Here is a 13,691-nt window from a genome sequence, read left to right on the forward strand (position 1 = left end):
TCTTGACATGAGGCAACAGGATGACAAACCCCCACTGACGGGTACGCCCGCCATTACGAAGCCGAGCTGGGCACAAACGATCTGCGCATGTACTCGAGCGCCTCGTCGCTGAACACCGCGGTGGGAACCGGCCCGCGATGAGGTCAGTGAGGTAGGCGACCAGTCCGCCGGGGTGGTAGTCGTTCGTCCAGCCGTCGGCGATCGCAACTGCCGCCCAGTCGTCAGGGCTGCCACCGCTCATGTGCCAGTAGCCGGTCTCGCCGCCCGGCGCACCACCCCAGCCGTAGTACGGAACCGGCTCGACATCCTCGATCACCATGGGAGCTTTGGTTCCGTCCGGGTAGATCCAGCTGTGGTCGCTGTAGGTGTCGCGCAAATCGGCCAACGACTGCCGGCAATAGGCCCCGCCGTCGATCAAATCGTCGCGGGTCGGTGCCATCAGCCCCAGGTAGCCACCGAACGACCCGCGACCGTAGGTGCTGATCAACTGCTTGTAATCGTCCGGCAACGCGAATCCCACGGCCGTCTCGACTGCCCCAAAGTCAAAGCGAGGTACCGGCTTTGGGGGCGGCACAAGACGGGTCAGCTCATCAAGCGACATAACCGGACCCTACGACAAGCCTCCGCCCGTCTGGGTCGACGACCCGCCGAGTTGCCTCGCGGTGTTGACCAGCCCGACCATGCTGAACGCCTGCGGCGTGTTACCCACCAGCCGCTGAGCCGAAGTGTCGTACTCCTCGGACAGCAACCCGACGTCGTTGCGCAGATCCAGCAGTTTCTCGAACAGTTTGCGTGCCTCGTCGCGGCGCCCGATGCCGTGCAGCGCGTCGGCCAGCCAGAATGTGCACACCAGGAAGGTGCCCTCGGTGCCGGGCAGGCCGTCGCCTCCGCCGTCGGCTTCGGGGTCATAGCGCATCAAAAATCCGTCACTGGACAGCTCGCGTTGGACGGCCTCCACAGTTCCGACGACGCGGGGATCGGTCCATGGCAGAAAACCAACGCGGGGAATCAGCAGTAGTGCGGAATCGAGACCACGCGAGCCGTAGGACTGGGTGAAGGTCTGACGATCGGCGTCATAACCCTTTTCGCAGACGTCAGCGTGGATCCGCTCGCGCAAGTCGCGCCATCTGTCGACCGGTCCGTCCAGGCCTTGGGTTTCCACGGTGTGCACCGCGCGGTCGACACCGGCCCAGGCCATCACCTTGGAATGCACGAAATGGCGTTGTGGGCCGCGGACTTCCCACAAGCTGGAATCAGGTTGGTCCCAATTCCCCTCGAGAAAATCCAGCAATGCGCGCTGAATGTCCCACGCCTCGTCCACCGCCTGCATCCCGGTTTCGCGGGCCAGGTGCAGCCCGTCGAGGACCTCGCCATACACGTCGAGCTGGAACTGACCGGCGGCTTCGTTGCCGATGCGGACCGGCGCCGAGTCCTCGTAGCCGGACAGCCAGTCGAGGGTCAATTCGGGCAACCGGCGGGTGCCGTCGACGCTGTACATGATTTGCAGCTTCGCCGGATCGCCGGCCACCGCCCGCACCAGCCAGTCCCGCCATGCCTGGGCCTCGTCGATGTAGCCGGTGCCCAGCAGCGCCTGCAACGTGAAGGTGGCGTCGCGCAGCCAGCAGTATCGATAGTCCCAATTACGCACGCCGCCAAGGGATTCCGGCAACGACGTGGTGGCCGCGGCGGTGATTCCGCCGGTCGGGTCGTAGGTGAGCGCCTTGAGCGTGATCAGCGCACGACGCACCGCGTCTTCCCACGGCCCGCGGTAGGTGCACTGGCTGATCCAGTCCGTCCAGAACTCCTCGGTGTCGCGCAGCGCGCGATCCGCTTGCGCCCGGACCGCGTCGGGCCGGTGCGACGGGACGTGGGTCAGCACGAAAGGGACCTTTTCGCCTGCGGCAACGTCGAATTCGGCGACCGTCGACATGTGCTCGCCGTGCAGTTCGACGGGTGTGGTCAGGCACAGCGTGTCCGGGCCGGCGATGGCGACCAGGCCGTCGTCGCTGCGGCGAATCCAGGGCACCACGCTGCCGTAGTCGAAGCGGATCACCAGGTCCATCCGGACCCGCACCCGCCCAGACAGCCCTTCGACCACCCGGACCAGGTCGGCCGCTTCACCGCGCGGCGGCATGAAATCGGTGACCCGCACGGCCCCTTCGTCGGTGTCCCACTCGGTGTCCATGATCAGCGTGTCGCCGCGATAGCCGCGGCGGGTGCACGGCCCGCCGGCGGCCGGCGCCAGCCGCCAGTGGCCGGCGGACTCGTCGTGCAGCAGGGCCGCGAAACATGCACCGGAGTCGAAGCGGGGCAGGCACAGCCAGTCGATGCTGCCGTCGCGTCCCAAGAGCGCCGCGGTGTGCAGGTCGCCGAGCAGCGCGTAATCCTCTATTCGCGCCATTACAGTTCGATGATCACTTTGACGTCGCCGTCGGCGGGCTGGAACGCCTCGGCTGCCTTCTCCAGCGGAACCCGCCGAGTGATCAGGCCGTCGAGCCAGTCGCGCTCGGCGCGGGCCAGCACCTCGGCGCCCTGCTGGTAGTGGCGCAGGTTGGCGTTGACGGAGCCGACGACCACGTCGTTCTCCAGCACGATGTCGCGGTTGACCAGACCGGCGTCGACGTCGATGGTGTGGCCGCCCGACGAGACGCCCGTCAGGCAGGTGATGCCGTAGGTGTCGGTGTTCATCAGCGCGCCGAACACGACGCTGCCCACGCCGGTGGCTTCGATGACGATGTCGGGCCGCAACTTCTTGGCCACCGACTCGATGTCGTCATGGTGGTAAGTGGCACCCAGTGATTTCACCAGATCCGGCTTGGGGCCGTCGGTCACCCGGTCCAGCACATGGGTGTCCAGCCCGCGCTGCACTCCGATCAGCGCGGCCAGCAACCCGATTGGCCCGGCACCGGTGATCAGCGCGCGTTTGGGTTCAAACCAGCCGCGGGCACCGATCCGCTCGACCTGCTCCCAGGCCTTGCATACCACCGTGGTGGGCTCCAGCAACATCCCCACGCGTTCCAGCGACGGGTCCAGCCGGACCGCGTAATCGGTTTCCACACACCAGGTTTGGCTGCCGTATCCGTCGAGTTCTTTGATGCCGCGTTCCCGGTAACGGCCGTTGCGGCACATGTCGAATTCGCCGTGGGCGCACGCCCCGCACGGTTCCGGGTCGGGGCGACGCACCACGCCGACCACCAAATCGCCGTCGCTGAACTTGCTCGATGCCGGCGCCTGCCGGACCCGCCCGAGCGACTCGTGACCGAGCACCAGGCGCGACGAGCCCGGCGGCGCCCAGCCGTATTCGCCGGAGACGATCTCCTTGTCGGTGCCGCACACCCCCATCGCGACACCGTCGACCAGCATTTCGCCATCACCCGGCGTGGGGTCGGGCGCGTCGGTCACCTTCAACGAGCCCTTCTGCCCGGGCTCTACCGTCAGCGCGCGCATACCAACTCCTTACCCATCCCCACCCGCATCAACTCCCTATTTTTCGCAACTGACCTAGCCGGGGGCCGGCGAGTTCGAAATCAATCCACTCGACCGACTTCTCCCGACCCACCAACGCCGAAGTCACCATCTCCGGCGGAAACAGTCCGTGCTCGACCACACCGGGCGTGGCGGCCAACCAGGCAGCCAAGCCTGCCGGGTCCGCGACGGGTCCCCGGTAGTCGGCGATCACCCCGCCGTCAGGACTCGGCGGTACATCGCGCAACGAGACCGGCGCGACCCGGCGCAGCGTGGCGCTGAGCCCGAACCTGAGCAGCTCCAGGGGGATTGGGCCATGCAGCGCGTCGACCAGCTTGGACGAATCGGCAATGACGATGAAGCGGTCCGCGGCGGCTGCGACGATCTTCTCGCGGGTGTGCGCGGCACCGCCCCCTTTCACCAGCCAACCGTCCGGGGCGATCTGATCTGCGCCGTCGATGGCGACATCGAGCTGCTCGATATCGCGGAATGCCTCCACCTTCAGGCCCAGCTCGCAGGCCGCCTGCGCGGTGCGCGACGACGTAGCGACACAACGAATGTCGAGCCCCCGACGGGCCAGGGCCGGCAGTAAAAACGCCACAGTCGAGCCGGTGCCGAGCCCGACGGTCATGCCGTCTTCGACGAGATCGGCCGCCGCTTCCGCCGCGAACTGTTTTTCTTGCTCGATGCTCATGAGCCTGCTTTCAGTGATCTCAGATCGGCATGCGGTAGCCGTAATATTCGTGGTCTTCGTTGTACCCGCCGTGACCGAGACCGAGGTGCGCGAAACTCTCCACGAACTCGATCGCCTCGATCCATTTGACTTGCTTGAAGCCGAGCTCGCGTTCGTTGCGCAGTCGCAGTGGCGCACCGTGGGTTTCGGTGAGGGGCTCGTCGTTCATCTCGTAAGCCAAAAGAGTGGTCGGTTCGCGCATGTGCTCGATCTTGTGGCAGTCGTAGTAACGGCCCTCGGATGGTCCGCCGGCGCCGTAAGCGAACGAATAGAACACCACCCAGCGAGCCGACGGGAGTGGCCGCACGATGTCGAGGATGTCTGCCATGCGGACTCCACCCCACTTGGCAACGCCGGACCAGCCCTGAATGCAATAGTGCTGGGTGATTTGTTCATGTTTGGGCAGCGCACGTAGCTCGTCGTAGGAGAGGCTGACAGGTTTCTCGACGAGCCCTTCGATGCGCAGCGAGTAGTCCGACCAGTTACGCGCCTGCAGCTCGCGATAACGGTCGGAGCTGGGAATGGTGCCGTTGGGCCATAGGTAGGGCGAGATGTCTTTTTCGGAATACGTGGCGTTGGGGTTCGGCAATTCCAGCAGCCCCTTGGCCCAGCCCACGACTGCGCGACCGACGCGGCGGACCACGGCCGGGTATCGAATGGTGACCGGCGAGGCGAGTAGCCACAACGCGACGATGACCACCATGGCGGCGGCGTAAATGACTACCGCCCAATACGATTGGGTATCGGCGCCGAAAATGATGTGGTTCAGGTTGCCGACGAGCCCCGTGGTGTAAACCATCACCGTGTGAACCGCGATGAAAAAGACCATCCACAGCAGGACCGCGAAGTGCACCGTCCGGGCCACCTGACGATTGAACAGGCCCCGGCCGAAACCGAACCGTGCTGCGATCGCCGGGCCCTGCAACAGCCCGGTGACAAACGCCAGCGGTGCCGCGACGAACACGGTGCTGAAGTAGGCGATGAGCTGCAACCCGTTGTAGTTGGTGAAGCCGTGGTTAGCCGGGAAGTCCAGCGACGCGTATTGCACCGCGGTCGATAAGGCGTTGGGAAAGACATCCAAAGACCGCGGGACGATGCGGCGCCACTGGCCGGAGGTGAACAACAGGATGTAGAAAACCAATCCGTTGATCAACCACAGCAGGTCGAAGCTGAAATGCCACCAGCGGGCCAGCCCGATCGAGTGCCGAAAACCCGGTATCCCCAACCACTTCGGAATCGCGACCGAATCGTCTTTGGCCGTCCAGATGCCTGCCGCATCGTTCTGGTCCTGCCTATCGGACGGGACGCGGCCGCGCATCCGCAACCATTCGCTTCCCGGCCGGCATCCGGAATTCAGATACAGCCGGGGATGATCGGCGAGAATCTGGATTCCTGCCCGCATCAAAAACATCATGAAGACGATGTTGAACAGGTGCTGCCAGCGCAACCAAGCGGGAAATCCTGAATCAACCGCCGGCGCAAAGGTTGTCGACGTTCCCGGGTAGCGCTCGATGAAGTTTTGCATCCACTCGTACTGGCGTAGCTGCTGTGCGACGGCGATGGCCAGCAGCAGCCCGACCGCGCCGATCGGCAACAACCACAACGAATTCACCCACCGACAACCAACCCGCACGACCGGCACTTGGGCCTTTTCACGTTGCGGCAGCCCCCCGGCCCACTCTTCGAGATCGATGTGCTGATCGAGCATTTTCTTGCGAGCACTCTGGTCGAGCAAAGATTCAAGGCGTGCGCGAGCGACCGTATCTGCAGCGTTCGCGGAACCGTCAGCCATCCTGTTTCCTCTCGGACGTGGCTGCCCGAAGCGCAGCCGCCGTACTCGAACGGATGGCAGTGCGCACGTCGAGGCCGGTGGCGGCAGCCACCCGGTGCGCAATTGCCGCGCGGCTCACCACGACGAGATCGTTACCCTGCTCCCGGCATGCGTTTGCCTGATTCGCCAGCGCCGCCAGACCGGAAGCAGAAATGAAGTCCAGGCCCGTGATGTCGACGATCACCGGGCCAGATATGCGGTAGGCGTCGGCGGTCTCGCAGAGGACCTGCCGCCAGATCGACAGGGTGAAGGCATCGACCTCGCCACGCGCGTAGAGAACCACGCCCGAACCGCAGCGAACCGTATCGGTCTGTAACCGCTCAGCGGCGTCGTCCGACCGGATGGACATCACCGGATTCGGCTGGGCAGCGTCTAACTCGGCGCCGGTTTCCACGTCAGTACTCACTCACTCCCGAAGACAACGTCTAAGGGGCGGCGCTGGCGTTTCAACGAAACCGCTCCCCCACCGCGGCACAAGAACTGGCGCTCGGCCCGGCGGATCCGGCTTACGGTAGCGCGATCGGAAGTGTGGTTTCCAGAGGACCCAGCGTTCTATCTGATAGATAGTTTCGATTTTGACGATCGATAGAATCGATTTATGGAGCTACGGCAATTGAGGCATTTCGTCGCTGTCGCGGAGGAACGCCACTTCACCCGGGCCGCGGCCCGGGCGCACGTCGTGCAGTCCACCTTGTCCGCCTCGATCAACGTGCTCGAACGCGAACTCGGGACTGCACTGCTGATCCGAAACAGCCGGCGCGTCGACCTGACGGCAGCCGGTCGTGCACTGCTACCGGCGGCGCGGACCGCCCTGGCCGCCGCCGACAATGCTCGTGCCGCTGTGGCTGCGGTCCGTGGAGTGCTGAGTGGGCACTTGACGATCGGCGTGGTCCAAGCCCTCGGGATTATCGACTTGCCACTACTACTAACGCGGTATCACGAGCGTTACCCCGGCGTCAGCGTGTCCCTACGGCACAACACCGTCGACGGTCTGGTCCGGGCCACTGTGGACGGGGACCTGGACCTGGCCTTCGTCAACCGTCCCTACGACGACCGCCGAGTCGACGAGGTACCACTGGGGACCGAGTTCCTGGTGCTCGGCGTGCGGCCCGATGACCCCCTGGCGCGGGCGAAGACCGTCACGCTGACGGACCTCGCGCAGCGTGAATTCATCGGCGGCCGAGCCGATCTCGCGATCCGTGCCCGCGTCGACGCGACCTGCTCCGAAGTCGGCCTGCACCGAAACATCTGCTGCGAATCAGACACGCTGAGCGATCTCGTGGAACTGGTCGGCAGCGGGTTCGGCATCGCATTCTTGCCACCGGCGATCCTGGAGCACACCGATCGCGTCGTGGGCATCAAGACCGAACCCGCCATTCCGTGGGAGCTTGTGGTCGTCACCGCCGTCGAGCGTCCGCCATCACCGGCTGCCACAGCCTTTCTCGAGATGCTTCCGGCGGCACCCTGATGGACCGCGAACCTCGTTTGAGCGGTGGCTTATCGCGGGTACACCCGTGCGTGGCCCACGCACAGATCACGCTTGAACCCCGGCTGCCGGCGGCGCACGGCCCGCTGTCGATGGCCGTCCGGCGCAGCCTCACCGAACCCGCACCGCGCGATCAGCCGGCGCGCCTCGGTTCTTCTGTGCGGGACTCGGATCCCTACGGCCTGGATCTGCAGCTGGCGCTGTACATGTGTTACGAGCTGCACTACCGCGGCTTCGCCGGTGTCGACCCGACCTGGGAATGGAACCCCGGGTTGCTGCAGCTGCGCGCGCAATTGGAGCGGGCCTTTTTGGCCGGGGTCCGTCGCGACGTCGGCGCCATCGACCCCGACCGGACTGCGGCGGACGAAATGGACGCGCTCTCAATCGAATCCGTCGACGGCACCGGCCCCTCCTACTGGCTGCGCGACAACGGAACCTGGGAGCAGATGCGCGAGTACTTCGTGCACCGGTCGCTGTATCACCTCAAGGAGGGCGACCCGCATGCCTGGGCGATTCCGCGTCTCTCCGGCCAGGCCAAGGCCTCGTTCGTGGCCGTCGAATACGACGAGTACGGCGCCGGTCGCGGCGCGCGGGTGCACCAGCAGTTGTTCGCCGACCTGTTGACCGCTGCCGGACTGGATGCGACGTATCTGGGTTACCTCGACGCGGTCCCGGCCGAATCGCTTGCGGTGGTGAACCTAATGTCGATGTTCGGTCTGCACCGCTGGTTGCGCGGCGCGGCGATCGGACATTTCGCGTCGACGGAGATCACCTCGCCACCGGGTTCGCGCCGGCTGGTCGAGGCCCTGCAGCGGCTGGGTGCACCTGCGGAGTGCGTGGCGTTCTACGCCGAGCACGTCGAGGCCGACGCGGTGCACGAGCAGGTGGTGCGCCGCGACGTGGTGGGCGACCTGGTCGCGCGCGAGCCACAATTGGACCGCGATGTGGTGTTCGGGATCCGCGCCCACGCGATGATCGAAGACCGCCTCGGCGACGCAATGGTGGCGGCGTGGAAGGCCGGTGAGTCCTCGCTACGACGCCCGCTTTAGGTTGCGGCAGCGCCGATGGCTGGTGTCGCACAGCGGATAGTTCTTGCTGCGCCGGCAAGTACACACGGCCACCATGAACCGATCGGATTCGACGACGCTGCCGTCGGGCATCTCGATGTGCACCGGGCCCTCAATCAGGATCGGCCCGTTGGGGACCATTTGTACCCGAGTCATGGCTTGTCCGCCCGGATCACGACCAATTCCTCTGTGCGGCAACCACGCTGGATGCGGCCGGTGTCCTCCAGCCAGCGGGCCCGCGCGGACATGACCGGGCCGAACGGGATCCATTGGGTGGCAACGACTTCGGCGTCCAGACCGGTCGAGCGCAGGGTGTCAATCGACTGTTCGACACCCGAAAGGCGGGAGTGCACAAGCAGCATCGAGCCGCCGTCGCACAGCAGGCTAGACGCCGACTCGCACATCGGGTCCAGTACCAGCCTCCCGTCGACTCCGGCGTTCCACGCCCACGCCGGGCCGGCAGTCGGCGGGATCTCCTCGGTGTCTGTAGCCAGCGGCGTGGCTACGTAAGGCGGGTTCGACATGATGACCTCGAACGGCCCGCACTCGAGCGCACCGATCCACGACCCCTCCCGCACGTCGACGTCGACGCCGGCGTGCACGGCATTGCCTTGGGAACACTGCACGGCGCGGGGACAGATGTCGAACGCGGTCACACTGGCCGCACCCAATTCCGCGGCGGCGATCGCGATGTAGCCGCTGCCGGTACACAGGTCCAAAACCCGACGCCCCGGCACCAGCCCGGTGCGTTCCATCGTGTCGACGAGAAGTTGCGAGTCCTGTTGCGGCGGGTATACGCCATCGGCGGCCAGGGCATCCGTCACGGGCGGCGCCAGGTAAGCGGTCACATGGGCCCTTCCGACACGTCGCCGCGACGGTCGCGGCGCCTGGCGTTTCTATGCCCCCAAACCGCCGGGTTGAAACCCGGACCGCTATGCGCTCGTCGGCGCGTGCGCGAATTTCTCCACGATTGTCGAGCAAAAGGCCGGCAGGTCAGACGGTGAGCGGCTGGAGATCAAATTCCCGTCGACGGCCACTTCCTCGTCGACGACGTTGGCGCCGGCGTTGCGCAAATCGGTGCGAATGCTCGGGTAGGAGGTCACGGTTCGCCCGGAAACCACGCCGGCCTCGACCAGACTCCACGGACCGTGGCAGATGGCGGCGACGGGCTTTCCGGACTCGACGAAGTCGCGCACGAACGAAATCGCCGAATCGTCCAGGCGCAGCTTGTCCGGGTTCACCGTGCCGCCGGGCAGCACCAGCGCGTCGAAGTCGTCGACCGACACATCGGACACCGCCCGGTCGACCGGGAAGGTACCGGCCGGCTCCAAATCGTGGTTGCGGGCCTGGATTTCGCCGGACTTCAGCGAAACCAGCTCGGTCTGGGCGCCCGCTTCTTCCAGGGCTGCCCGGGGTTGTTCGAGTTCTACTTTCTCCACGCCGTCCGCGGCCAGGAAAGCAACTTTCTTGCCTTGTAGTTGGTTTGGCATTGCTTGCGCTCCTTTGTTTGATTGTCCGGCTCCTCCTCATCGCGCTTCGCGCTCTGCATCGTCACCGGACTACGGTTTCAGGACAACCTTCGTGCAGTTGTCCTGCTTGTGCTTGAACATCTCGTAGCCGTGCGGCGCCTCGTCGAGCGGCAGCCGGTGGCTGATCAAAAACGTCGGGTCAATTTCGTGGTTCCGGATCCGTTCGAGCAGCGGCCGCATGTAGCGCTGCACATGACATTGACCGGTTTTGATGGTCAACGACCGGTTCATGATCGCGCCGATCGGGAACTTGTCCATCAGGCCGCCGTAGACGCCGATGATCGAAATCGTGCCGCCGTTACGGCAACTCAACGCTGCTTCCCGAAGGGCATGCGGTCGTTCGGTTTCCAGTCGCGCCGCCTGCTTGACGCGGTCGTAGGTGTCGACCACCGTCGAGGAGTTGCGGGCCTCCAGGCCGACCGCGTCGATGCAGTGATCCGGCCCGCGCCCGGCGGTCATGTCGCGAAGTTCTTCGAGCACCGAGGTCTCGGCAAAGTTGATCGGCGTCGCCCCGACTTCCTCGGCGAGCTCCAGCCGGTACGGAACACGGTCTATCGCAATGACTTTCGACGCACCCAGCAGGTAGGCGCTCAGCATCGCGAACAGCCCGACGGGCCCGGCGCCCCAGACGGCGACGACGTCGCCCGGGCTGATATCGCACATCTCGGCGCCCATGTAACCGGTCGGCAGAATGTCCGACAGGAACAGCACCTGCTCGTCGGTGAGGTCATCGTCGACCTTGAGCGGGCCCACGTCGGCGAACGGCACCCGCGCGTATTCGGCCTGCCCGCCGGCAAAACCGCCCAACATGTGCGAATAACCGAAAAGCCCTGCAGGAGAATGACCCATCAACTTCTCGGCCATCCCCGCGTTCGGGTTGGAATTCTCGCACAGCGAGTACAGGTCGTGTTCGCACGCCCAACACGCACCGCAGGCGATCGGAAACGGCACCACCACCCGGTCACCGACCGCCAAGTTCGTCACCGCGTTGCCGACTTCGACGACCTCGCCCATGAATTCGTGCCCGAGGATGTCGCCGTGCTTGACGGTCGGGATGTAACCGTCGTAGATGTGCAGATCGGACCCGCAGATCGCGGTCGAGGTGATCTTCACGATAGCGTCGCGCTCGTTGAGGATCTTCGGATCGGGGACCGACTGCACTTCCACGCTGTTGCGGCCTGCCCATACCGTGGCCTTCATCCGTTGTGTCCCTTCGGCGCTGCGGCGCGCTGATGCATCTGTCTGATCGCGGAGGTTCCTTCCGGCGAGCCGTCCGAGCGCATGACCTGACCGGTTTCCAGAAACTGCTTGAAGCGGCGCAGATCATCGTTGACCTGCTGCTCGGGCGACTCGCCGAACAACGTCGCCGCCGCTTTGCCGAGCGCGCCGCCCGGCTGGCGGTAGCTGATCGTCACACGCACCTCGGTGCCCCGGCCGCCCGGAGCGGGCGTGAATTCGACGCTGCCGCCGTTCTCGACGGGTGATCCCGGCACCGATTGCCAGGCGATGCGGCGGTTGGATTCGTCGTCGGTGATCTCCGCGTCGCGCATGAACGACGGCTTCTTGTCCAGGTCACGCCAGAATCGGTAGACCTCCTCGGGTGGGCGGCCCACGGTCACTGCGGCGCGCAGCATGCGGTGCCGGGATCCGTTGGCGTGCCTACCGCCGTTGCGGGTGGTACGCAGCGCCGCATACAGGTCGGCCGCGCCGATCGCGCCAAGCGCGGCGGCCGACATTGCGGCACGGCCGCGTCGTCCCCGGCTGCCGGCCACCCCGACGCCCAGCAACGCCAGGTCCAGGGCGTCGCCGGCCACCCGGGTCCACACGAGCCGCTCCGGCCCGAACAGCAGGGCGGCGGCGTGCCCGCATTCGCGCAGGCCCAACGCGCGGATCACCGGCCGAGACCGGCCGGTGTCGTCGACGCCCGCCAACGCGGCAACCTTGCCCGGCACCAGCACTTCGGTCAGCCCCAGGCCCAAGCTGGCTCCGCCAAGCCCCTTGACCAGCGCGTCAGTCATTGCTGGCCGCCCGCAGTGCGTCGAGCAATGGTTCGGCGGCTTCCTTGAAGAACAGGTCCTGCTCCTCGCCGCCGATCTGGATCAGCGCGATGTCGGTGAACCCGGCTTCCCAGTAAGGGCGGACCGCGTCGACGATCGCGTCCAGGTCCGGCCCGCACGGAATGCTCTCGGCGACGTCCTCCGGACGGACGAACTGCGTCGCACCGGCGAAACCGGCCGTGGTCGGCAGGTTGGCGTTGACGTGCCAGCCGCTGCCGAACCAGCGGAATTGGTCGTGGGCGCGCTGGACGGCGGCGTCGCGGTCGGGGTCCCAGCACACCGGCACCTGCCCGATCACCCGGCCGCCGCCGGCCATGCCGGTGGCCTGGCGCGCGGAGTGCCATTCGTGGACGAGGTCGCCGTTGGGCTCCACCGCCGCCAGGTGGTCGGCGAGCGTGGCGAACTTGGCGATCGACTTGGGGCCGGTCATCGACACCGCGATGCCCACCGGCACCTCCGGCAGGTCCCACAGCCGCGCCGAGTCCACCTGGTAGTAGTCGCCGCGCCGGTCCACCAATCCGCCGCCGAACAGGTCGCGGATGATCTCGATCGCTTCGTGCAGCATGTCCAGTCGCTGCCCGATGCCCGGCCAGCCCCGGCCGACGATGTGCTCGTTGAGGTTCTCGCCGCTGCCCAGGCCCAGCGTGAAGCGGCCGTCGGCGAGGATCTGCACCGTCGCCGCCTGCTGGGCGACCACCACCGGGCGATAACGCATCGTCGGGCAGGTCACGTACGAATACAGATCCACCTTCTCGGTGGCGTGTGCGACCGCCCCCAGCACCGCCCAGGCGTTGGGCGCATGTCCTTGCGACGCCAGCCAGGGCGAGAAGTGGTCACTGCAGACCTCGAAGTCGAAACCCCGCCGTTCGGCCGAAACCGCGTTCCGGACAAGGTCTTTAGGGCCGTTCTGCTCGGTCATCAGGGTGTAGCCAAACCGCGTCATACGACACGGGTACCCCTGGCAGGCGAGGGCAAACTGTCGCGAATTCCTAGAGCCGGTCCTTGACCGCCGCCGAGAGCCGCGCCCCGTCGGCCTTGCCGGCCGCGATGGCGGTGGCCGCCTTCATCACCATCCCCATCTGTTTCATCCCGGGCCGCTCCCCGATCTGTTCGGCCACCTGGGCGATCGCGGTGTCGACGACGTCGGCCAGCTCGCCCTCGGTGAGCGGCGGCGGCAGGTATTCGTCGATCACCCGGGCTTCGGCGTGCTCGTTGGCGGCCAGCTCACCGCGGCCGTTCTGGGTGTAGATCTCGGCCGCCTCGCCGCGCTTGCGCGATTCGCGGGCCAGGACCTTGATCACCTCGTCGTCGGAGAGCTCCCGCGACGCCTTGCCGGAGACTTCCTCGGTCTGGATCGCGGCCAGCAGCATGCGCAGCGTCGCCGTGCGCAGCTTGTCCTGCGTCTTCATCGCCTCGGTCAAATCTGACCGCAGCCGGGATTTGAGTTCCGCCATAGCCCAGACGCTACGCGGGCGGTCGTTGAGAATTGCCCGGACGGCCGACAGGATGGGAGCCATGCGCGC

Annotated in this window: 15 protein-coding genes; 2 read left to right on the forward strand and 13 right to left on the reverse strand. The window is 66.0% G+C overall.

All coding sequences use genetic code 11. The features are described 5' to 3' along the window. The 6 genes from MFM001_RS22375 to MFM001_RS22400 form a co-directional block, all read right to left on the reverse strand. Positions 1-520 (reverse strand): hypothetical protein (locus tag MFM001_RS22375; protein WP_116377455.1); only part of this gene is annotated, 520 nt, incomplete at its 3' end. Positions 521-610: 90 nt separating this feature from the next. Continuing rightward, a complete protein-coding gene (locus MFM001_RS22380; RefSeq protein WP_116377456.1) occupies positions 611-2,401 on the reverse strand; it encodes a glycoside hydrolase family 15 protein in 1,791 nt (596 codons plus the stop codon). Further along, on the reverse strand, positions 2,401-3,447 hold the full coding sequence (locus tag MFM001_RS22385) for a glucose 1-dehydrogenase (protein WP_116377457.1): 1,047 nt from the start codon (positions 3,445-3,447) through the stop codon (positions 2,401-2,403). Before MFM001_RS22385 ends, MFM001_RS22380 begins: the two co-directional genes overlap by 1 nt. A 28-nt stretch (positions 3,448-3,475) precedes the next feature. Next, positions 3,476-4,159 carry a ribose-5-phosphate isomerase RpiA gene (gene rpiA, locus MFM001_RS22390; protein WP_116377458.1) on the reverse strand — a complete coding sequence of 228 codons (684 nt, stop codon included), beginning with the start codon at positions 4,157-4,159 and terminating at the stop codon, positions 3,476-3,478. Between the two features lie 19 nt (positions 4,160-4,178). Further along, positions 4,179-5,906 (reverse strand): molybdopterin-dependent oxidoreductase, encoded by a 1,728-nt coding sequence (locus tag MFM001_RS22395; RefSeq protein ID WP_238159341.1) that lies wholly within the window; start codon positions 5,904-5,906, stop codon positions 4,179-4,181. A 76-nt stretch (positions 5,907-5,982) separates the two neighbouring features. Then, positions 5,983-6,423, reverse strand: coding sequence for an anti-sigma factor antagonist (locus tag MFM001_RS22400; RefSeq protein WP_116377460.1), 441 nt, complete (start codon positions 6,421-6,423; stop codon positions 5,983-5,985). A gap of 204 nt (positions 6,424-6,627) precedes the next feature. Between MFM001_RS22400 and MFM001_RS22405 the strand changes: the two genes are divergently transcribed. Beyond that, positions 6,628-7,497: a LysR family transcriptional regulator gene (locus MFM001_RS22405; protein ID WP_116377461.1), complete on the forward strand. Its 870-nt coding sequence runs from the start codon at positions 6,628-6,630 to the stop codon at positions 7,495-7,497. Positions 7,498-7,607: 110 nt separating this feature from the next. Further along, entirely contained in the window at positions 7,608-8,564 is a 957-nt protein-coding gene (locus MFM001_RS22410) for an iron-containing redox enzyme family protein (protein WP_238159343.1), read from the forward strand. Here MFM001_RS22410 and MFM001_RS22415 read toward each other — a convergent pair. From MFM001_RS22415 to MFM001_RS22445, 7 genes are all read right to left on the reverse strand, one after another. Then, entirely contained in the window at positions 8,547-8,738 is a 192-nt protein-coding gene (locus MFM001_RS22415; RefSeq protein ID WP_116377463.1) for a CDGSH iron-sulfur domain-containing protein, read from the reverse strand. The genes MFM001_RS22410 and MFM001_RS22415 overlap by 18 nt on opposite strands. Beyond that, the gene (locus MFM001_RS22420) at positions 8,735-9,430 is read right to left on the reverse strand and encodes a HemK2/MTQ2 family protein methyltransferase (RefSeq protein ID WP_255422480.1); all 696 of its coding nucleotides are present in this window, start codon (positions 9,428-9,430) and stop codon (positions 8,735-8,737) included. The genes MFM001_RS22415 and MFM001_RS22420 overlap by 4 nt, the downstream gene beginning before the upstream one ends. 84 nt (positions 9,431-9,514) lie before the next feature. After that, positions 9,515-10,072, reverse strand: a complete 558-nt coding sequence (locus MFM001_RS22425) for a type 1 glutamine amidotransferase domain-containing protein (RefSeq protein WP_116377464.1) — start codon at positions 10,070-10,072, stop codon at positions 9,515-9,517. A 69-nt stretch (positions 10,073-10,141) separates the two neighbouring features. After that, positions 10,142-11,311: a zinc-dependent alcohol dehydrogenase gene (locus MFM001_RS22430; RefSeq protein ID WP_116377465.1), complete on the reverse strand. Its 1,170-nt coding sequence runs from the start codon at positions 11,309-11,311 to the stop codon at positions 10,142-10,144. After that, positions 11,308-12,129, reverse strand: a complete 822-nt coding sequence (locus MFM001_RS24985; protein ID WP_116377466.1) for an SRPBCC family protein — start codon at positions 12,127-12,129, stop codon at positions 11,308-11,310. The genes MFM001_RS22430 and MFM001_RS24985 overlap by 4 nt, the downstream gene beginning before the upstream one ends. Beyond that, complete coding sequence (locus tag MFM001_RS22440) at positions 12,122-13,111, reverse strand: LLM class F420-dependent oxidoreductase (protein WP_116377467.1); 990 nt, start codon at positions 13,109-13,111, stop codon at positions 12,122-12,124. The genes MFM001_RS24985 and MFM001_RS22440 overlap by 8 nt, the downstream gene beginning before the upstream one ends. Before the next feature lie 46 nt (positions 13,112-13,157). Beyond that, positions 13,158-13,622, reverse strand: coding sequence for a GatB/YqeY domain-containing protein (locus MFM001_RS22445; protein ID WP_116377501.1), 465 nt, complete (start codon positions 13,620-13,622; stop codon positions 13,158-13,160). Positions 13,623-13,691 lie beyond the last annotated feature (69 nt).

This window comes from Mycobacterium sp. MFM001 (genome assembly GCF_003402475.1).
In the GTDB taxonomy this organism is placed as follows: domain Bacteria; phylum Actinomycetota; class Actinomycetes; order Mycobacteriales; family Mycobacteriaceae; genus Mycobacterium.